At 38.0% G+C, this 19161-nt stretch carries 20 protein-coding genes; 13 read left to right on the top strand and 7 right to left on the bottom strand.

Features of this window, described 5'->3' with window-relative positions:
* A partial coding sequence (locus E7Z79_RS06905; protein WP_303739232.1) for a hypothetical protein occupies positions 1 to 3523 on the top strand: 3523 nt, incomplete at its 5' end.
* A gap of 374 nt (positions 3524 to 3897) precedes the next feature.
* Here the strand turns inward: E7Z79_RS06905 and E7Z79_RS06900 are convergent.
* Entirely contained in the window at positions 3898 to 4236 is a 339-nt protein-coding gene (locus E7Z79_RS06900; protein ID WP_303739231.1) for a TfoX/Sxy family protein, read from the bottom strand.
* A gap of 195 nt (positions 4237 to 4431) precedes the next feature.
* On the bottom strand, positions 4432 to 5154 hold the full coding sequence (locus E7Z79_RS06895) for a DUF4012 domain-containing protein (protein WP_303739230.1): 723 nt from the start codon (positions 5152 to 5154) through the stop codon (positions 4432 to 4434).
* A 247-nt stretch (positions 5155 to 5401) separates the two neighbouring features.
* On the opposite strand from E7Z79_RS06895, the gene E7Z79_RS06890 reads away from it, so the two are divergent.
* From E7Z79_RS06890 to E7Z79_RS06880, 3 genes are all read left to right on the top strand, one after another.
* On the top strand, positions 5402 to 6415 hold the full coding sequence (locus E7Z79_RS06890) for a M48 family metallopeptidase (RefSeq protein WP_303739229.1): 1014 nt from the start codon (positions 5402 to 5404) through the stop codon (positions 6413 to 6415).
* A gap of 10 nt (positions 6416 to 6425) precedes the next feature.
* Positions 6426 to 6677 (top strand): transcriptional regulator, encoded by a 252-nt coding sequence (locus E7Z79_RS06885; protein ID WP_303739228.1) that lies wholly within the window; start codon positions 6426 to 6428, stop codon positions 6675 to 6677.
* 115 nt (positions 6678 to 6792) lie between these two features.
* Positions 6793 to 7407 carry a vWA domain-containing protein gene (locus E7Z79_RS06880; protein WP_303739227.1) on the top strand — a complete coding sequence of 205 codons (615 nt, stop codon included), beginning with the start codon at positions 6793 to 6795 and terminating at the stop codon, positions 7405 to 7407.
* Here the strand turns inward: E7Z79_RS06880 and queC are convergent.
* Both queC and larC read right to left on the bottom strand, forming a co-directional pair.
* Positions 7404 to 8066: a 7-cyano-7-deazaguanine synthase QueC gene (gene queC, locus E7Z79_RS06875; protein WP_303739226.1), complete on the bottom strand. Its 663-nt coding sequence runs from the start codon at positions 8064 to 8066 to the stop codon at positions 7404 to 7406. The two genes, E7Z79_RS06880 and queC, sit on opposite strands and share 4 nt — an antisense overlap.
* Positions 8063 to 9232 (bottom strand): nickel pincer cofactor biosynthesis protein LarC, encoded by a 1170-nt coding sequence (gene larC / locus E7Z79_RS06870; RefSeq protein ID WP_303739225.1) that lies wholly within the window; start codon positions 9230 to 9232, stop codon positions 8063 to 8065. The genes queC and larC overlap by 4 nt, the downstream gene beginning before the upstream one ends.
* A gap of 64 nt (positions 9233 to 9296) precedes the next feature.
* Between larC and E7Z79_RS06865 the strand changes: the two genes are divergently transcribed.
* The 3 genes from E7Z79_RS06865 (at position 9297) to E7Z79_RS06855 (ending at position 11936) form a co-directional block, all read left to right on the top strand.
* Entirely contained in the window at positions 9297 to 10364 is a 1068-nt protein-coding gene (locus tag E7Z79_RS06865) for a phosphatidylglycerophosphatase (protein ID WP_303739224.1), read from the top strand.
* Between the two features lie 2 nt (positions 10365 to 10366).
* Entirely contained in the window at positions 10367 to 11149 is a 783-nt protein-coding gene (gene cobS / locus E7Z79_RS06860) for an adenosylcobinamide-GDP ribazoletransferase (RefSeq protein WP_303739223.1), read from the top strand.
* Positions 11150 to 11396: 247 nt separating this feature from the next.
* Positions 11397 to 11936 carry a tRNA (cytidine(56)-2'-O)-methyltransferase gene (locus tag E7Z79_RS06855; protein ID WP_303739222.1) on the top strand — a complete coding sequence of 180 codons (540 nt, stop codon included), beginning with the start codon at positions 11397 to 11399 and terminating at the stop codon, positions 11934 to 11936.
* Here the strand turns inward: E7Z79_RS06855 and E7Z79_RS06850 are convergent.
* Positions 11933 to 13027 (bottom strand): DUF763 domain-containing protein, encoded by a 1095-nt coding sequence (locus tag E7Z79_RS06850; protein ID WP_303739221.1) that lies wholly within the window; start codon positions 13025 to 13027, stop codon positions 11933 to 11935. The two genes, E7Z79_RS06855 and E7Z79_RS06850, sit on opposite strands and share 4 nt — an antisense overlap.
* 192 nt (positions 13028 to 13219) lie before the next feature.
* Here E7Z79_RS06850 and E7Z79_RS06845 point away from each other — a divergent pair, with 192 nt between their 5' ends.
* The gene (locus tag E7Z79_RS06845) at positions 13220 to 13954 is read left to right on the top strand and encodes a peptidylprolyl isomerase (protein ID WP_303739220.1); all 735 of its coding nucleotides are present in this window, start codon (positions 13220 to 13222) and stop codon (positions 13952 to 13954) included.
* An 8-nt stretch (positions 13955 to 13962) separates the two neighbouring features.
* Here E7Z79_RS06845 and E7Z79_RS06840 read toward each other — a convergent pair whose 3' ends face one another.
* A complete protein-coding gene (locus E7Z79_RS06840) occupies positions 13963 to 14511 on the bottom strand; it encodes a fumarate hydratase C-terminal domain-containing protein (protein ID WP_303739219.1) in 549 nt (182 codons plus the stop codon).
* 79 nt (positions 14512 to 14590) lie between these two features.
* Here E7Z79_RS06840 and E7Z79_RS06835 point away from each other — a divergent pair, with 79 nt between their 5' ends.
* The 5 genes from E7Z79_RS06835 to sucC are packed head-to-tail and all read left to right on the top strand — an operon-like array spanning position 14591 to position 18544.
* The gene (locus E7Z79_RS06835; protein WP_303739218.1) at positions 14591 to 14857 is read left to right on the top strand and encodes a ferredoxin family protein; all 267 of its coding nucleotides are present in this window, start codon (positions 14591 to 14593) and stop codon (positions 14855 to 14857) included.
* 8 nt (positions 14858 to 14865) lie between these two features.
* Positions 14866 to 15999: a 2-oxoacid:acceptor oxidoreductase subunit alpha gene (locus E7Z79_RS06830; protein ID WP_303739217.1), complete on the top strand. Its 1134-nt coding sequence runs from the start codon at positions 14866 to 14868 to the stop codon at positions 15997 to 15999.
* Positions 15999 to 16859, top strand: coding sequence for a 2-oxoacid:ferredoxin oxidoreductase subunit beta (locus tag E7Z79_RS06825; protein WP_303739216.1), 861 nt, complete (start codon positions 15999 to 16001; stop codon positions 16857 to 16859). The genes E7Z79_RS06830 and E7Z79_RS06825 overlap by 1 nt, the downstream gene beginning before the upstream one ends.
* Positions 16860 to 16868: 9 nt before the next feature.
* Positions 16869 to 17417: a 2-oxoacid:ferredoxin oxidoreductase subunit gamma gene (locus E7Z79_RS06820; protein ID WP_303739215.1), complete on the top strand. Its 549-nt coding sequence runs from the start codon at positions 16869 to 16871 to the stop codon at positions 17415 to 17417.
* Between the two features lie 8 nt (positions 17418 to 17425).
* Positions 17426 to 18544, top strand: coding sequence for an ADP-forming succinate--CoA ligase subunit beta (gene sucC / locus E7Z79_RS06815; protein ID WP_303739214.1), 1119 nt, complete (start codon positions 17426 to 17428; stop codon positions 18542 to 18544).
* Positions 18545 to 18596: 52 nt separating this feature from the next.
* Here the strand turns inward: sucC and E7Z79_RS06810 are convergent.
* On the bottom strand, positions 18597 to 19161 hold a 565-nt coding region (locus tag E7Z79_RS06810), incomplete at its 5' end, for a radical SAM protein (protein WP_303739213.1).

The raw sequence follows: 19161 nt of genomic DNA, 5'->3' as shown, positions 1-19161 counted from the left end.
TAAAGAGTCATTCTTTAAAAATAATGGAAAATTGATAAGCATTTTTGCGGATAACAACAGTAAATTGTTTTTAAGTAAAAATGAATTGAATGATGAAGCCATAATGGTTTATGGTGAAATCACTTCTGAAACAAGCAGCTATATCTGTGACAATAAAACATTTACAAATTATTACATGGAGGATAACTTATTAACTGCAAGCATAAAAGATGACAATAACAATACTGTTCTTGTAAATGAACTGTTATTTGTAGATGATGAGAATGAAACCTGCGGATCGTTAAATCAGACCACATATCAACTAAACAGGAAATTTGCTGCAGGAAATTATACTGTCACTGTCAAATCAAAATCACTTCTAAACAATGTGGTTTATAGTGCCAGATACATCATACTTAAATTCAATTCATCAGTCACTATCCTGTCAATTCCTACAATAACTTATGGAGAATCATTGATTGTAGATTTAAGTATTGAGAATAAAACATTGTCTGAATACATCATTTACGATAAAAACGGCAACATTCTTAAAAATGGAAGTGTTGATAATAATCAACTGATGATATCAGATTTGGTTGCAGGAAACCATACAATAAAAATCATTAACTTCGAAAGCGATGCATTTTATGAAGACATCGCCTATGAAATGTTTACAATCAATAAGGCCAATTCAAAAATAACTGTCAATATCACAGATGTGCGCTATGTCGATTTGACACAAATCAACTTTGATGTAGAAAATCGTACTGATGTTTGTGGAGTCATTAGGAATTTGGAAACAAATTCAACTATCGAATTTGAGAATATCACTTCAAATTCCATAAATATATTTTTGGATGTTGGACAATACCTCTTGACACTTTCAAATTTAGGAAATGAAAATTATACCAATTACACTGTAGAAGTAATATTCAATTCACTGAAAGTAGGATCCATAATCAGATTATCTAAACAGGCTATATTCTCATATGGTGATGTCTGTGTTAATTTTGGTGTTGAAAATTTCACTTCCGTTCGTTTAATAATCATGAATGATGCTGGAGATATAATCTTTGATGAAGACGACTTGACTTTTCCATTTGAACCCGATTTGAATGTTGGGAATTATAATATGACCATTATTAATCAAGAATCAAGATTAGTTGAGCAAAGCATGGATTCAAAAATGATTGAAGTAATCCCTGCAGTAAACAATATTGTAATCAGTGCAGACACTGTTGAATATGGAATAAATACAACAATTACAGTAAAGGCTGATGCGGACGGCAATTACACTGTTCAAATCAGTGGTGAGAAATTAATCATTGAAGTTAAAAACGGTACTGGAAATGCAAGCATTCAATTGGACGTCGGCAGTTATACCCCAACCACATTCTTCAGCAATGAAAATTATGATGAGATTATAGAAATCCATAGTTTTAAAGTTCTTAAAGCGAATATTAATTTAGAATTCGATTTAGATGAGCTATTTGTAAATAAGAATGTCACTGGAAAAGTTATTTCAGGTTTGGATGGATATTACAGTTTGATTTTCAACAATACTGTCCAAATCATTACAGTTGTTAACAATGTCTATGAATTCGATTTGGGTCTATTGGACGATGGAACATATAATATAACAGTCACATTTAACCAGACAGACAGATATAATGGAAAAACAGTTTCAGCAACATTTAAAACAATGAGTGTTGAAAAAACAACACCGAATATTAATGTTGTTAGCAGTAATGTTGCATATCCTAATGATGTCATCATTAATGTGACAAGCGATGCGGCAGGTAAATATGTCATAAAAGTTGCCGATCAAAGTATAATCATTGACTTAAATGTCAATGAAATGAAATCAGTGGTATTCAAAGGCATCAAAGCAGGAATCCATGGTATCAATGTAACATTTAATGAAACAGAAAATTACACCAGTGCTGTAAATGATACTGTTAGTGTCAGTGTTTTAAAAGCCACTCCAACCATATTTGTTAGTGCTGAAAACACAGTTTATCCGGGTGATTTGATTGTGAATGTCACTAGCGATGTTGGAGGTAAGTATGCTGTTAAGGTTGGTGACCAGCAAAAAGAAATCGATTTGGTTGCTAATGTTGTTGGAAAGGTAACATTCACTGGTTTGTCTGCAAAAGAGTACACAATAAATGTTGCATTCGATGAAACAGAAAATTACACCAGTGCTGTAAACGACACAGTTAAAGTAAGTGTTTTAAAGGCTACTCCAACCATTTCTGTTAGTGCTGAAAATGCAACCTATCCAAGTGATGTTATTATTACCATTATCACCGATGCCGGAGGTAAATTCTATATAACTGTTGGAAATCAGAATAAAGAGGAAACATTGAATGTGGGCACAAATTCTGTAACATTTGCCGGTGTTAAAGTTGGAAACTATACAATTACCGTAAAATATGATGAAAGTGAAAACTACACTTCTGCAACAAACAACAGTGCTAAAGTTAGTGTGTTGAAAAATGAAGCTTTTGAACCGGAAATAAGTGCAACAAACACTGCAAACGAAACTGTAATAACATTCACATTCCCTGAAGATGCTACAGGAAACGTTACAGTGACAATCGATGGTAAAAAGTACAACGCAACAGTAGAAAACGGTAAGGCCACCATAACCACTCCTCTTATACCGCTGGACAGTACTGTGGACTTTGAATATAGTGGTGATGAGAACTATCCTGCTAAATCCAAGAAGACCAGCATTGCAAATGTCACAGCAGTCATAAAAGCAGCTGACATGACAAGAGGATACAACAGTGGAGTGGACTATCAGGTAACTGTTGTTGACGGAAACGGAAACCCGATGGCCAAAAAACAGGTCACATTCATTATTAACGGCAAGGAATACACTGCCACCACTAATGATAAAGGTATTGCTGTTTTAAACATCAAATTGGCTATTGGAACACATACAGTGACTACTGTAAATCCGTTAAACAACGAAAATGTTACAAAAACCGTTAAAATCACTACCAGAATCACTGGTAACAAAAATGTGAACACTTACTATGCTAAAAACTATGCATACAAGCTTCGCATAATTGGAGACGATGGCAAAGCTGTCGGATCAAACGTTGCAGTTAAAGTAACAGTGAACGGTAAAGTAAAAACATTAAAAACTGATAAGTATGGTTACATTACCTTGAAATTCACCAAAGGATACTTTCCGAAAACATACAAGGTAACTGCCGAATACAAAGGAATCAAAGTGACCAACAAGGTAAAAGTAAAACAGATTTTAACCCTCAAAAAGGTCAAAGTCAAAAAATCCGCCAAAAAACTTGTACTGAAAGCCACATTAAAAGAAGGCAAAAAGCCACTCAAAAGGAAAAAAGTGACCTTCAAGTTCAAAGGTAAAAAATACAAGGCTAAAACAAACAAAAAGGGAATTGCAAAAGTAACCGTCAAAAAATCAGTGCTTAAAAAACTCAAAAAAGGTAAAAAAGTAACTTACCAAGTAACCTACCTAAAAGACACTGTAAAAAGAAGCGTAAAAGTTAAAAAATAATATTTAAAATAAGGATGAGGTTAATCTCCTTATTTTTTTTCTTTTCTTTTTTTGAACCCAATGTATCAACCTTATTCATAGCTGAAATATTGCTCTAAAAAAACTATTTCTAAAAAAAAGTTTACATGACCATATCGGATGATATTTGCTATAATTTTAAAGCCATTTCTCTAATAGCATATTGTCGATTCAATTTCTATTTTTAATTTTAATGCATCGCGATTCTCATTAACGAACACTATTTGCAAAACTCAACATGATTTCAAATGAAATATATATCAAAGGCTTTACAAAACTCAGTTACGACGGTTTAAGTTCAATGTTACTGTTATATTAAGGAGTTTTGCAATGAATTGAATTATGTGTCCATTTTTTTACTTTTTGGCATGAGTTTTTCCCTTGCGTCTCTTTTTTGGAGACGGAAGTTCATCATACATCGCTTCTAATAGCTCTTTAAGAAAATCCCTGTTTTCCACATCGTCAACGAGCAGCATTTCCTTTGCACCTTCATAGGGCAATTCCATATCTGCATTGGGCATCATCTCTGTTGCGCTTTTAACGGGTTTCAAAAGAAATCGGTCATCATAGATTCCTCCTATGATCTTTCCGCGATAGTAGATGATGTATTCTCCCATCATTGCCCTGTATGTTATGTCGTCCAAATCTGACAGCTGCTCGAGTATGTATTCAAGATACTCCTTACTTGATGTCATGTTATCACCTTTTGAATCATTCAGGCCAATCTACTTAAATCAGCATATTGGCAGAAACGCTTTCCTATTCGTTAGTTGGATGTTACTCATTAAAAAAAATTATTATACGGAATATATTCTTAAATATAAAAATTAAAAAGAAAAAGTTCTTTAAAGAATTAATGCATAATCCTTTAAAGATATGTTTTTTTTATTCTATCGTCCTATGCTTTCTATTCCTTTGGTAGCAAGCAATTTTGTAAATGAACCTTCAGGTTGCATTATGATATTTCCCTTATTGTACTCGTCCAAGGCCGCAGTCATCATTTTAGCTTTTTTATCAGGGTCTGCAGCGGCTTGTGCTAATGCTTTCACTAATACCATAACTGCATCTCCTCTGGACATGGTTCCGGTTACATCTTCATTGCCTTCATATCCGGCATATGCGTCGTTTTCACGAATGATGTCTGCTGCACTAATGTTTTTCACTTCACCATCAACTGTTAACGGTTTGATGGTGTTGATAACATTGTCTACACCTTCATCATAAACTACAACAACTGCATCTGGAGTAAAGTTGGTATTTGCTTCTACAATCTCTTTTGCATATTGCATACCGTCTTCTACACCATCATAAAGGCTGTCGTGCATGAACATCTTTCCGCCTCCTATTGCGCTGGATGCGGGCTGTGTTGGGTGTGTCATGTCCCCAGGATAAATTGGAGTGTAGTTTGCAAAGCTTCCATTTTCTAAGTGGATCATGAATGCCATATCTACTCCTCCGTTAGATTGCTCATATTTGTCTGCAGCTAAAATAAGAATATCACTGTCTTCTTGTGTTAAATCCGGACCGGAATTTAGAGCTCCATAGATTGAAGCCAATAGTCCCACAAGAACAACCAAAAGAATGGCTATTATTAATTTTTTTGTCCTACTCATGATAATTCCCACGCGCTAATTTCTAAAATTATGTTTTTAACAATTAAATTTTTAACTAAATAAAAATCTATTAAGATACAAACTAACTTGTATTCATATGTTATTTTTCACTATTAAATTATATAAATATTATTGAAATTCTATTAGCATAGTGCAAATTTCAAATTTTATTTTTTTTTAAAGTTGGGTTGACTTTGTGAAATCAATTGAAAAGTTATTTATACACAAAGTGTTAATAAAATACAGTATGGCAAAGAATGATAGAAGCAGCATAAATCCATTTACGGGAAAATCACATTTTGATATTGTGAATGATGATAATTTCCTCCAGAGCTCTTATAACGAGTATTATGCAATGATCAATAGGGCACAGCTTTTGGATAACACTCCAAATGGGCAGATTGTCAGAGGCGTGGCCATCAGGTTAATTCAGGCTGTTGAAAATTATCTAACCGAAATAGGGCGTCATGATTACGTCGAGGACTATTACGATTGGGATTTTCATTTGGTGGCTGACAACACGGTTAATGCATTTTGCATGCCTGGAGGCAAAATCGTAATGTTTTCCGGAATCCTGTCGATTGCAAATACTGAGGACAAGGTTGCGTTTATTTTAGGTCATGAAATGGCTCATGCCCTTCTTGACCATTCAAGAACAAAGGCCAGTGCTCAGACTGCAAAAAATGCAATTACCTCTGCTGCTTGGATTGGCAGCATCGCTATGGATTTAGTCGGTTTGGGGGAATTCGGTTCCCTGACTAGGGCCGCTACCTATGCGGCGGATGTCGGTTCGGAGTTTTTATTGATGAATCCGTGGGGAAGGGATCAGGAACTTGAAGCCGACCGTCTTGGCATGATGATTATTCACTGGGCAGGATATGACATTTCTCCGATTCCTGCATTTTGGCAGTCAATGTCCGCCCAAAATTCTAACGAACATGACTTTTTCTCAACACATCCCGCCGATTCAAAAAGAATTGCTGTAATGAATGAACTTATTCATGAAATTGAAAATGAAACGGATTTTCACTCCAAGCCTGTTCTGGGCAATTCTCCTATGCCAAAGGAAGAATTTGCGGATTCCCATTTGGCGGAGGATGATGTGAAGTACTGTCAGGAATGTGGAGCTCCGGCTGAAAGAGGCAGTAAATTCTGCACCTCCTGTGGGGCCAAATTCGATGTGGAACTGAAATGTGGCAACTGTGGAGCATCGGTCGAACCGGGAGATAAATTTTGCATCAATTGTGGAAATAAACTTTGAAGGTGATATTATGGATGAAACTACAATTAAATATGTTAACAGGTCAAAGTATAGGGTCCGTACTTTAAAAGCCATTGGTGATGGCGTAAAAATGCCTAAGGAGATTGCGGAGGACAGCGGCATTTTACAAAACCATATTTCTAACGTACTGAGGGAGCTTAAGGATAAGGACCTTGTCGAATGCCTTAACCCAAATGCCAGGAAAGGCCGTCTTTACAGATTGTCTGATGACGGTAAGGATATGCTGGATAAAATCAAATAACTTTTTTTCACTTATTTTTTTCATTTCATGGAAACCTTTATATACTACCTGATGTTAATATATTGTGTGTAAGTTATACACAACTTATCAACATAAAATTATTGGAAGTGAAAACATGAAAGAGACACCATCAACTGAAAACTTGGATTTGATATTTGTAATGGACCGCAGCGGATCCATGGGCGGTTCTGAAAGCGACACCATCGGAGGATTCAACTCATTCATCGAAAGGGAAAAAGAAAAAAGCCTAAACACCCGCGTAACCACAGTCCTTTTTGATGACCAATATGAAGTGTTATACAAAAGAAAAGCAATCGGTGAAGTTGCCGAATTGACCAAAAACGAATACTGGGTAAGAGGATGCACTGCACTTCTTGACGCAATCGGAAGAACAATAAATACCCTCGATAAGGAAATCGACAACAAGGTTCTATTTGTAATAATGACCGACGGTTTGGAAAACGCTTCACGCGAATTTTCAAAAGAACAAATTCGCAATTTGATCAGCAGTCACAATTGGGAATTCATCTATATCGGAGCTAACATCGATTCATACACCGAAGCGGGAAGAATCGGAATCCAAAGGTCTCATACTGCAAACTATAAAAAATCAAGAAGAGGTTTTGATGATGTATATCGCTCTGTAAATGATGCTGCAGATAGTTTGAGATGCAATATGGATTTAAAAAAAGCAGGATGGAACAAGAGACTTAAAAAATATGATGACTAATCATATTTTATTTTCAATTTTTTGAATGCTCTTTTCCGCCTCACGCAACTTTCACAAACTCCACAGGGTTTGTCATCTCCTTTATAACAGGAATAACTTAACTCCATTGGAGCACCGACCTCAATGCCAAGATTAACGATTTCCTCCTTATTCAAATCAATGGCTGGTGCTTCAATTCTTATTTTATCAGGTGAACCAATATCAATCAGTTCATTGAATTTTTCCATGTATGGCTTGGAATTATCAGGAAATGTGGCTCCTTCCTCACCGTTCCAGCCAACGACAATCATCTCGGCACCAATGCTTTCTGCATAGGACAGTGCAATTGATGTAAATACTGTATTTCTGGCGGGAACCCAAACGTTGCTTGCGGTTTCGCTGCTCTTGTCCAAATCGTCAAGTTCATTTTCATCAATTTCGGGAATGTCGTCATCTGTATTTAGGCTTGAAGTGCTTATCTTTGAAAGCCAAGGCAAATCAATCACCTCATGGGTCCAGCCCATCTTTTCACAGATTCTTTTTGAGGCATTGATTTCCTGTTCGGCGGCCTTTTGACCATAATCGAATGTTATTGCATGAATTTCATATTCCTTGTCAAAGACGCTTGTTGCGACGGTGCAGTCGAGGCCTCCTGAAAAGACTGAAATAGCCTTTTTCATCTAATCATCTCCTTGATGTCTTTCAGTGCAAGTCCACTGTCCTTTGCTATTTTTTTCAAATCTTCATATTCGGGCCTTCTGGAAATGACTTTGCCGGCAACATAACCTGTCTTGAAGGTCACATCATACTCTTTGCCATTAATATTGAATGTTTTAACTTCAAACTCTCTTTTTGCAACTCCTCTGTGAATATTTGGAGCTATCCTGATGCCTAAACTGCCGGTTTCTTTAAAGATTGCATCCAAAATGGCTTCCCTGTTCTCTTTTCTGGAAATGACTTTCAGAAGACTTCCCTGCCTGTTTTTCTTCATGATGATTGGGGTTATTGAAACGTCACGGGCACCGGCATCTGAGAGCACATCAAACAGGTAGCCGATTTCCTCGCCGGTCAAGTGATCAATGTTTGTTTCAATGACATCTATCTCATTGCTTTTGCAGATGTCTGTGCTTTCAATGATTCTTAAAACGTTAGGATGGTCAAAGTCTTTCCTTCCCGCACCATATCCTGTTTTTTCAGGTCTAATCATCGGGATGAACTCTTTTATCTCATCGCATAATTCCATATATATTGCACAGCCGGTCGGTGTTGCAAGCTCGCTGTCTACAGGTCCTCCGACAAGGTTTGCATCCTTTAAAATCTCAACAACCGCAGGGGCAGGAACCGGTATTGTGCCATGGGCAGTCTTGACCCTTCCCCCTCCAACGGCAATCGGTAGCCCAATTATTTTTTGTGAATCGAAACCCAATTGATAATAAGCGTAAACAGAACCTATCACATCAGCAACCGCATCGCTGGCTCCAACTTCATGAAAATGAATCTCATCCAATGTTTTTCCATGAACCTTGCTTTCCGCTTCGGCTATTCTTTCGAATATTCTGATTGAAGTTAGCCTTATGTCGTCATCCAAATCAAGATTTTCAATTTTTGAAATGAATTCGGGATAATTGAGCGGAGGTTTGTTTTCAAGCATTTCAACATGGCAGAATGTAGAGTCGATTCCATGCTTCTGGACCTTTTCAAAAGTCACGTCAATCCTTCCAAATGCAAGTGCTGATTTTTCCATTATCTCTTTTAGTTCATCGGCATCTGCTCCCAAGTCAACAAATGCGCCAATTATCATGTTTCCGGCTATTCCGCTGGATTGCGGGTCAATAATTATTGTCATAATGATAAGTCCTTTCAAGTGATATAATATAAATTTAAATTAAATAATTAATATATATTATCTTATGAAATTTGATGTCATCGAAAAGGATTATGGAATTTGCATTGCCAATCCAAGTCATTTTTTGGCCTTCAGCGATTTCACCGTAAGTGACGGAATCGACATCATTGAAAACGTGAATGTTCTAAAAGCCAAAGATGAATTTGAAGCCACTGCAAAAAGGGCACAGGCCTTTAACCAATCACAGGCATCATATATTGCCCAGGCAACGGATTCCCTTGATTATTTCAGAAATGATTATGATGACTTGACCATTTTCACATTCATGGAAAATGATGTTGTCATTGAGGAGTTCACCGATGAGCTGCAGGTTGCCAATTCCCCTAAAGGTTTCGTTGATGCAAGGATCAATTTTAGCCATGTCGTATATTTCGATAAGGCAATTTCCCCAAGGGATTTGCTTGAGATATTCAAGCTGATAACCTCTTCCAAAGCCAAGGTGCTGGCAGATATGGCATTGCCTTTGCATATCCAGAATATCTTAAATACCAATGACTTTCTGGCGGTTTTGGGGAATCTGCCGGAAAATGACGGTGATTCATTGGACATCAACAATGCCGAATACGATGACATTGATTTTGATGAGCTGAAAGTCAGAATCTCCGAAGCCATTGAAATCAGCTTGGAGGATGCTTTTAGATATTATGGATTGACATTCGGCATTCTGGATTATCTTGTTTCACAGGGCATACAGATTGGCGATTTGGCTGATGCCGGATTGGACCTTGTTGAAGGTGTTGAAATAACACAGGATTTGAAAGACAAGCTGAAAGAACAGATTCTCAAATCTCTGGCTGATGCGGATGTTGTTGCATTGCTTGTTGGCGCAATGAGAACCGAACAGGACCTGAATGCCAATCGGATACGCGAATTTAGTTCGAAAACAAACCATTACACCGGTAAGGTGTTGGGCCTTGCGATTTCAAATCAGATCGGAGGAACAAAAGCGACATTTAATTTTAATGTATATGACGAAGCGAAACCTGGAATCATATGGGGACTGCCTCCCATGCTTGACGACATTTTTGCGGGCTTGATTGCAGGTTGTGTGACAAAAATTTTTGAGGAATGATTATGGAAGATGACAGCTACTTTGAAAATGAGGAATTCTCACCTATTAAATCGATATTGGGGCTCTTGACATTCTCTACAATACTGCCCATCAATGTTTTCACATCAATCGAATGCATGACCAAGTTGACTTGGTTCTGGCCGTTCATACATCTGTTCATTGGAATTCTGGCGGCAATCTGTGGATACGTGTCCTTGGACATTCTGCATCTGAACTCCTTCTTTAGTGCAGCTATCGTTTACGCGTTTCTCATGATTATAACAGGATATAATCATTTGGATGGTGTTATGGACATGGCCGATGGAGTCATGGTTCATGGAGAGCCTGAAAAGAAGATAATGGTGATGAAGGATTCCTCAGTGGGTGCAGGGGGAATGGCTACACTTTTCATCGTTGCAAGTCTTACCGTTGCCGGACTCTATAACATACTGGATTATCATTTCATAGTGGGAATCATAATTTGTGAAATGACAGCAAAGACCTCCCTTTTGACTACTGCACTGCTGTCAAAGCCATTGGTTCCGGGAATTGGAAGCTACTTTATAAAGGAAACAAATCCTGCCAATTATTTTGCCTCAACAGTGATTGTAACATTTATTTCATACTTGTTGGGAGGATTCGTCGGGGTTCTTGGCGTAATTGGTGCAATCGTATCCGGAATAATCATAGCACTTGTTGCAAGAAGGAATTTTGTTTTGGCAAATGGCGATGTTTTGGGAATGAGCAATGAGGTTGGACGATTGTTTTCATTATTGTTCATGGCGGTTGCTTTATTTTTCCTTTAGGTGATTTTTACATCTCCAAACCAATATTGCAGTCTTCTTATACATTGTTTTATATACTATGAGGTTTAATGTATCTTTGATGAGATTTACCACTGTTTAAGTATGTTTTGTTAAAATTTTCTATTTCATATTAAACATCAGCACTTCATTGAAGCATACATGTATCACCTCCACGATTAATTTCTAAAAAGTGGTTTTTCTCATCAAATTTATATAATTTTAATGAGTAATAATTAAACTGATTACTATGAATGTTAATGTTTTAAGATTGGACCACAGATTGAAAAGAGACACCCGTATAACAACTCATGTGTGCTTGACCGCACGTGCATTCGGAGCAAGCAAAATTTACCTTGCCGGCGAACGTGACAACCGCCTGATGGAAAACGTAAGGGATACCGCTTCAAGATTCGGTGGAAATTTTGAAATTGAATACACCGAAAGTGCAATGGGCGTCATTAACAGGTGGAAACGTGATGGGGGAAAAGTTGTGCATCTTACAATGTATGGGACACAGGCCCATGAAACCGCTCCTGAAGTAAGGGAAGACGGATCAGATATTTTAATCGTTGTAGGAGGGGCCAAAGTTCCTGGAAAAGTCTATAAGGCTGCCGATTGGAATGTGTCAGTAACAACACAGCCTCACTCAGAAGTGTCTTCTCTGGCTGTATTTCAGCACCTGCTGATGGACGGCAAGGAATTTGAGTTGGAGTTTGAAAATCCCATTCTTGAAGTCATTCCAACAGCTCATGGAAAAAACGTTAACGTTCACAATGAAAACCGCTAGGAAATAAAGTCATCCAGTCTTTTGATGGCTTTAAGCTTTTCATCTTTTTTTATGCGTGCCTGGTCAATGGCATCTCTCATGGTCTGGATTGAATTGTCATACACTTCCCTGTCAACAGGGTAAGGAAAGCCGTCCTTTCCGCCGTGAGTAAAACTGTATTTAACAGGGTCCTTCCAGCTTGCAGGCTCGCCATAAACCAAATCGGATATTAATGCAAGTGCCCTTATTTTTTTAGGACCGATACCCTTTAATAAAATCAGTTCCTCATAATTTTCCGGCTGGATTTCCCATGCTTTGGTCAGCACCTCAAATTCCTGGTCGGAAATGTCCATGTCCAGAACGGGGTGATGGGCAGGCATAGTGAAGTCCTCCAATAGCATCTGATTGTCTTTTCTCTTGAAGTATTGCCTTAGATGGTTTGGATTGTCATTGATTAAATCAACGCTTATTTTTTGAGCTTCCTCACTGTCCTTTGAGGACATGTTCAGGGTGTTTGGAGTTTTCGCATCGCAGGAAATTCCGCTGTGGGGATCATTCAATAACTTGTCAACCTCGCTGCCGAGCCAGTGGTAGCGGCGTGCATATTTGTTTGCGGTGTTCAGTCCCTGCTGGACAACGGCCCAGTCCCCCTTTTCGGTTATGAAGAAATTGTGCTGGTACAGTGTGTATCCGTCCTGAATGCAGGAGTTGTCGATTTTGGCGGATAGTTTGCTTGTTTCAACAAGCTTTTCGGTTGTTTTTGTCTTTAGGTTGAAAACTTCTCCGGCGTGCTCTATTCCCTGTGGTGTCCTTCTGGATTTGGCTCCCTTGCCTCCAGTCAAATATATTCCATGCTCTTCTGGGTCTAGGGAGGCTTTAAGAGCGCCCAATGTTGTTGTAGTGGTTCCGGAAGAGTGCCAGTCAAAGCCCAAAACGCATGAGAATGCCTGAAACCAGTAAGGATTGGAGATACGATTCAGAAACTCTTCTAAGCTGTATTCCTCAATGATTACGCTGGCTAGTGCTCCGGATAACTTCACCATTCTTGAGAATAACCAGCTTGGAGGATGCCCTCCATGAAGCGGTAAGTTGACAGCCCCTCTTCTTTGCATGGATAATGTTATGTTTATTATAAATATTATCTTTTTACCGAGAGCATTTGAAAAGTAATTTTTTTAAAATATGTTACATTCCTATAAATATGCTTTTTAAACAAAACTTTATTAATGAATAACGAACATACTTATTAATGTTATATTTATTAACAAATTATTCAATCAAAATTATTAAGGAGCGTAATTTTTATGGCTGTAGATAACGGAGATTTTGTAAGAGTAAACTTTACTGGTAAAATAAAAGAAACTGAAGACGTATTTGATACTACTTATGATGAAGTTGCACAAGAAGCAGGTATTTTCGATGAAAACAAAACCTACAAAGCAATCCCTATTGTTGTAGGAGGAAACCACTTATTGCCTGCAATTGAAGAAGCAATAATCGGATTAGAAGAAGGAGACAAAAAAACTATTGAAGTTGATTCCGAAAACGCTTTCGGTCCTAGAGATCCTTCATTAATTCAATTAGTTCCTATGAGAGAGTTCAAAAAACAAAACATGACTCCTTTCCCAGGAATGAAAATCCAATCCGAAGGTGCAACCGGTAAAATCTTAACCGTCAACGGCGGAAGAGTAAGAGTTGACTTCAACCACGAATTGGCTGGAAGAGACTTAGTTTATGATGTTGAAGTAACTGAAATCATCGATGATGAAGAAGAAAAAATCAAAAGTATGATCGAGTTACACTACTCCAACCCTAACGTTGACATCGACAAGACCGAAATCGACATTGAAGACGGTGTTGCAAACATCAAATTGGATGAAATGTCCAAATTCGACCAACAATCCTATATGGACATTACCTTTGCAAGATTCAGAATTGCAAAAGACATATGGGACAACATCGATGAAATTACCAAAGTCAATTTCGTTGATGCTTTCGAGAAAAAAGAAGAAACTGAAGATGAAGAAGACGAAGAATAGGTCTTCTCTTAAATTCTTTTTTTATCCTGGATTGCTACAATTCCAGGAATATCTTTTACTTTTAATTCATACATGGCTTCCATGCCCTCATTTTCAAACAGGACGCACTTTTTTTCCAAAACCTTATTTGTAAGCAATGCCGCAACCGGTGGTGTTATTACGAAAACGGAATTGTCTCTATCAAGTGCCTCTGCGGTCTCATCGCTGAGCATGCCCTTTCCGATATGGATTTTGACTCCTGCTTTTGATAATGGTCCGATTGTTGATTCTATTTCGACCTTGCTGCTGGTTGTAGGGGCAATTCCCGCATCGCTGAATGCGGTATGCATTATTACGGAGCCTTCCAAATTAAATGGAACTTCATCCCTTTCAATAAGTTCCACAAGCTGTGGAAGCGCTGCATCACGGCCGGTGTAGATTGTTCCGGAAATGCTGATTTTATCTCCAACTTTGAGGCCGGCAATATCCTCATCGGTAATTGGGGTGGTTAGCTTTCTCATATTAATTATTTTATTTTTAATTTTTAATAAATTTTTTAATTTATCATGATTTTTCATAAGATATTTAAATGTATATTAACATATATAGAATATAATCTGTATTAATTTATTATAGATTTTTTTAGGAGATTTAAAATTGATTATTATTAACGAAGATTTGTGTAAAGGTTGCCATCTTTGCCTATTCATGTGTTATAAGAATGTTTATGCAATATCTCCTGAAATTAACAGTAAAGGAGTCCAATTGCCTTTTGTTAAGTTCGAGGAAAGATGCACTAAATGTGGAACATGTGAAGTGGCATGCCCAGATCAGGCTATTACAGTTGACCTGCCGGATAACTGGTGGATGGATGAGGAAAAAGATATTAACTTCAATCCTCACTTTACAAAAAGGGGGATGTAGGTGTAAATATGGCTGAAGAATATTTTATTCAAGGAAATGAAGCATGTGCTAAAGGGGCAATAGCTGCAGGCTGCAGATTTTTTGCAGGTTATCCTATTACTCCTTCCACTGAGATTGCAGAAACTCTAGCGCATGATTTGCCGAAGGTTGGAGGTTCATTTGTTCAGATGGAAGATGAAATCGCCTCAATGGGAGCAATTATTGGTGCTTCATGGGGTGGAACCAAATCAATGACCGCAACTTCCGGTCCGGGTTTATCATTAATGCAGGAAAACATAGGCTATGCATTCTTAACTGAAACACCTCTTGTTATTGCAGATATCCAGAGGGGTTCCCCATCAACAGCTCAACCGACAATGGGAGCGCAGGGGGACATGATGCAAGCACGTTGGGGTTCTCATGGAGACTATGAACCGATTGCATTATCTCCTGCAAGTGTTGAGGAATTCTTCTATTTCACTATAAAGGCATTTAACTTAGCGGAAGAATATAGGGTTCCTGTATTTCTGATGGCTGATGAAACAATGGGGCACATGAGAGAAAAAATGGTAATTGACGAAGAAAGAATTAATATAGTGCCTCGTAAAGAACCTGAATTGACTGATGATTATCTGCCGTTTAAGCATGTTGAAAACGGAACAACTCCTATGCCTGCATTTGGAGACGGATTTAATGTTCATATTACTGGTTTGACTCACGATGAAAGGGGATACCCTGATACTAATGACCCTGATACTCATGACAGGCTTGTCAGAAGAATATGCGGTAAAATCTTAAATAACAGAGATAAAATCTCTTCTGTGTTCCATCAGTTCTGTGATGATGCGGACACTATTGTTATCTCATACGGATCTCCGATTAGAGCAGCCATTGAAGCTGTGCTTAAAGCAAGAAAAGAAGGTAAAAAAGTGGGTTACATTAAAATTGACACTCCATGGCCTTTCCCTGAAAAGCAAGTTCTTGAATTGACTGAAGGCGCAAAGAATGTCATAGTTGTTGAGATGAACTTGGCCCAAATGTATTGGGAAGTTGAAAGAATCTTAAAACAACAGACCAATGTTCATTTCCTAGGTAAGATTGGAGGATTATTGCCTTCTCCTGATGAAATAATCTCTGAAATAAATAAAGTGGAGGGTAAATAATGGATGAAAAGACTAATAGATTTCTCCCATACCTGAGGGAAGACAGACTTCCTCATATTTTCTGCCCAGGTTGTGGAAATGGTGCAGTCATGAATGCTTTTTTAGCAGCTATGGAAAAGGCAGAGATGGATTTTGATAATATTGCAATGGTTTCAGGAATCGGTTGTTCTTCAAGAATTCCGGGTTATATGAAATGCGATTCTCTTCATACAACTCACGGTCGTGCGTTAACATTTGCAACCGGTTTGAAAATTGCCAAAAAGGATTTGGATGTTGTTGTATTCTCTGGAGATGGTGATGCAGCTTCTATTGGAGGAAATCACCTGATTCATGCAGCAAGAAGAAATCTTAACCTTACTTTGATTTGTATTAATAATAATATTTATGGAATGACCGGAGGTCAGGTTAGTCCTACCTCTCCTAAGGGCATTGTTGCAACAACCGCTCCTTATGGAAATTATGACACTCCATTCAAATTAGCGGAACTTGTTGCAGGCGCTGGCGCCAGTTACTCCGCCAGATGGACAACTGTTGAAATGGAAAATCTGGTTTTGTCCATTAAGGACGCATTAAAAAATCCTGGATTTTCATTTGTTGAAGTTGTTACATTATGTCCTACCTATTTCGGTCGTAAAAATAAACTTAAAACTCCTACTGCAATGGCGGCAGTCATGAAAGCGAATACCGTATACAAATCTGCTGCTGACAGAATGACTGAAAAAGAGTTGAAAGATAAAATTGTCGTTGGTGAATTTGCAAACCATCAAAGGGATGAATTAAGTGATGTGCTCGATAAATTCAGTATTGAAAACTTTGGTGATAAAACTCTTGTTAATTCAGCATATAAAACAGAATTTTAGGTGATTAATATGAGAACAGAAATTAGAATATGTGGATTTGGAGGTCAAGGAATTATTCTTGCAGGAATTATTTTAGGTAAGGCTGCAAGTTTATTTGACGAAAAAGAAGCTGTTCAAACTCAATCTTATGGTCCTGAAGCTCGTGGAGGGGCATCCAAATGTGAAGTCGTCATTGACAATAAGTTAATCGAATATCCTAAAGTTCAACAACCTGATATTCTGGTGGCAATGTCTAATGAGGCATTAATTAAATATATTGTGGATTTAAAAGATGAAGGAACTTTGATTGTTGATCCTGGAACAACCAATATTGATGATGTTAAAGACTTCATAGAAGAACACAACATTGAAGTTTACGAAGCTCCAGCAACTCAAACTGCAATTGAAGATATCAAGCTTAAAATCGTAGCCAATATTGTTATGGTCGGAGCTATTACAAAAATTACTGAAGTCATATCCAAAGAAGCGGCCATTAAGGCAATTGAAGCAAGCGTTCCTAAAGGAACTGAAGAGAAAAACATTGCCGCTTTCGAGGCAGGATATGCTTTAGTTGAATAGGTGTTATAATGAGATTTTTTGAAAGTGTAGCAAAACAAATTTTTAGAAAAGAAGGAATTCCAACTTTGGAAAGTCATGTTGCAAACTATCCTGAAGAAGCTATGTCAGTAGCTTCTGAAATGGGATTTCCTGTAGTTGTCAAGGCACAGGTTTTAACCGGTGGTAGAGGTAAAGCCGGTGGTATAAAATTTGCAAACAATCCTGGTGAAGCCCTAAAAGTTGCTGATGAAATTTTAGGAATGGAAATTAAGGGCGAAAAGGTAAATCATTTGTTGATTGAAGAAAAGGCTGAAATTTTAAATGAATTCTTTGTCACAGTTTCTGTTGACAGGGGAGCTAGAAGGCCGGTAATCCTTGCAAGTAAGGAAGGTGGGGTTGAAATCGAAAACTTGGCAAAAACAAACCCTGAAAAGATCATTAAATATTATCCAAATCCTTTGCTCGAATTTTTACCTTATGAAGCCCGTGAAATCGCCCGCAAAATGGGAGTTCCATCCGAACTGATTTCTTCTGTAGGAAGCATCATCTGGAAACTGTATCATGTGTTTGAAAAATATGATGCCGATACCGCTGAAATCAACCCATTGGTTTTAACTCCTGATGGTTTGATTGCAGCAGATGCTAAGCTTGTTGTCGAAAACGATTCCCTATTCAGGCATCAGGACTTGGTTGACAGGATGAACTATAAGAAAAAGGCAGTGGATTTCGTCCAATTGGATGGAGATATTGCCGTAATCGGTAACGGTGCAGGTTTGACATTGACCGCAATGGACATGATCAAGCTCAACGGCGGAGAACCTGCAACATTTTTGGATATCGGTGGTGGAGCTTCAGAGCAAATCATCAATCAGGCTTTAAGCATAGTATTGAACTATGATCCTGTAAAAGTGGTATTCTTAAACGTTCTCGGTGGAATTACCAAGGCGGATGATGTTGCACGTGGTGTAATCAAGGCTTTGGAAAATGCTGACCGCAAAGTAAATATCGTTATCAGATTGACCGGAACCAATGAGGAAGAAGGTCAGAAGCTTTTGGAAGAAGCTGGAATTCCATATGAAACCTCAATGGAAAAGGCCGCTCTAAAAGCAGTTCAAATTTGTGAAGAACTTAAAGCCGAAGGCAAATAATTTGCTATAATTCAAACTCAAATAACACTAGATGGTAGATGTGTCTGGAAGTTTACTCGAGCAGTACGACTCGACTAACTTCAGATTCATTGACTATTTCTTTACCGCAGGCATCACCGATTTTTGAAGCAAAACTTTTAACCTCATCAAAGCTTGGCATATTGTCCAGTGTTAATCTTTCACGTGATGAGCCGACATACATATATGCTTTGACTTCCACGAAGTCAGGGTCTGCTTTTTTTATTAATTCTGCATAACCTTCAGGATTTTCCATGTTCCTTCCTCGAACGCAGGTATTCCTTATACATGTACGTGAGTTAAAACTTGATAATGTTTCAAGTGATTCGTTTAAATTGCTCCAGGCATCATTTATTCTAGGTCTACAGACATCATTAAATATTTTCTGTGATGGTGCATCCAGGGAAAGGTATAGCTGATACGGATCGTTTTCCAGGTTTCGTAATCTGTCGACGCATTGGCCATTGCTCACTACAAATGTTGTAAAGTCACGTCTGTTGAATTCCCCAATAAGCTCATCTATTTTAGGGTAAAGTGTAGGCTCTCCCGCAAGGGATATTGCCGCATTATTGGGATTTTTCATCTCTTCCAGTTTTTTC

The organism is Methanobrevibacter thaueri (genome assembly GCF_015062905.1).
In the GTDB taxonomy this organism is placed as follows: domain Archaea; phylum Methanobacteriota; class Methanobacteria; order Methanobacteriales; family Methanobacteriaceae; genus Methanocatella; species Methanocatella thaueri_A.
The sequence above is the reverse complement of the archived record's forward strand: the minus strand, read 5'-3'. Positions and strand labels throughout refer to the sequence as shown.

What these genes read in the sequence shown, in the direction of transcription:
- E7Z79_RS06880 (WP_303739227.1), top strand. Translation starts at nt 6,793, where the DNA reads ATGAAAGAGACACCATCAACTGAAAACTTGGATTTGATATTTGTAATG.
- E7Z79_RS06850 (WP_303739221.1), bottom strand. Translation starts at nt 13,027, where the DNA reads ATGCAAAGAAGAGGGGCTGTCAACTTACCGCTTCATGGAGGGCATCCT.
- E7Z79_RS06820 (WP_303739215.1), top strand. Translation starts at nt 16,869, where the DNA reads ATGAGAACAGAAATTAGAATATGTGGATTTGGAGGTCAAGGAATTATT.
- E7Z79_RS06885 (WP_303739228.1), top strand. Translation starts at nt 6,426, where the DNA reads ATGGATGAAACTACAATTAAATATGTTAACAGGTCAAAGTATAGGGTC.
- larC (WP_303739225.1), bottom strand. Translation starts at nt 9,232, where the DNA reads ATGACAATAATTATTGACCCGCAATCCAGCGGAATAGCCGGAAACATG.
- E7Z79_RS06840 (WP_303739219.1), bottom strand. Translation starts at nt 14,511, where the DNA reads ATGAAAAATCATGATAAATTAAAAAATTTATTAAAAATTAAAAATAAA.
- E7Z79_RS06895 (WP_303739230.1), bottom strand. Translation starts at nt 5,154, where the DNA reads ATGAGTAGGACAAAAAAATTAATAATAGCCATTCTTTTGGTTGTTCTT.
- cobS (WP_303739223.1), top strand. Translation starts at nt 10,367, where the DNA reads ATGGAAGATGACAGCTACTTTGAAAATGAGGAATTCTCACCTATTAAA.
- E7Z79_RS06825 (WP_303739216.1), top strand. Translation starts at nt 15,999, where the DNA reads ATGGATGAAAAGACTAATAGATTTCTCCCATACCTGAGGGAAGACAGA.
- E7Z79_RS06865 (WP_303739224.1), top strand. Translation starts at nt 9,297, where the DNA reads ATGAAATTTGATGTCATCGAAAAGGATTATGGAATTTGCATTGCCAAT.
- E7Z79_RS06890 (WP_303739229.1), top strand. Translation starts at nt 5,402, where the DNA reads ATGGCAAAGAATGATAGAAGCAGCATAAATCCATTTACGGGAAAATCA.
- queC (WP_303739226.1), bottom strand. Translation starts at nt 8,066, where the DNA reads ATGAAAAAGGCTATTTCAGTCTTTTCAGGAGGCCTCGACTGCACCGTC.
- sucC (WP_303739214.1), top strand. Translation starts at nt 17,426, where the DNA reads ATGAGATTTTTTGAAAGTGTAGCAAAACAAATTTTTAGAAAAGAAGGA.
- E7Z79_RS06830 (WP_303739217.1), top strand. Translation starts at nt 14,866, where the DNA reads ATGGCTGAAGAATATTTTATTCAAGGAAATGAAGCATGTGCTAAAGGG.
- E7Z79_RS06900 (WP_303739231.1), bottom strand. Translation starts at nt 4,236, where the DNA reads ATGACATCAAGTAAGGAGTATCTTGAATACATACTCGAGCAGCTGTCA.
- E7Z79_RS06845 (WP_303739220.1), top strand. Translation starts at nt 13,220, where the DNA reads ATGGCTGTAGATAACGGAGATTTTGTAAGAGTAAACTTTACTGGTAAA.
- E7Z79_RS06855 (WP_303739222.1), top strand. Translation starts at nt 11,397, where the DNA reads ATGAATGTTAATGTTTTAAGATTGGACCACAGATTGAAAAGAGACACC.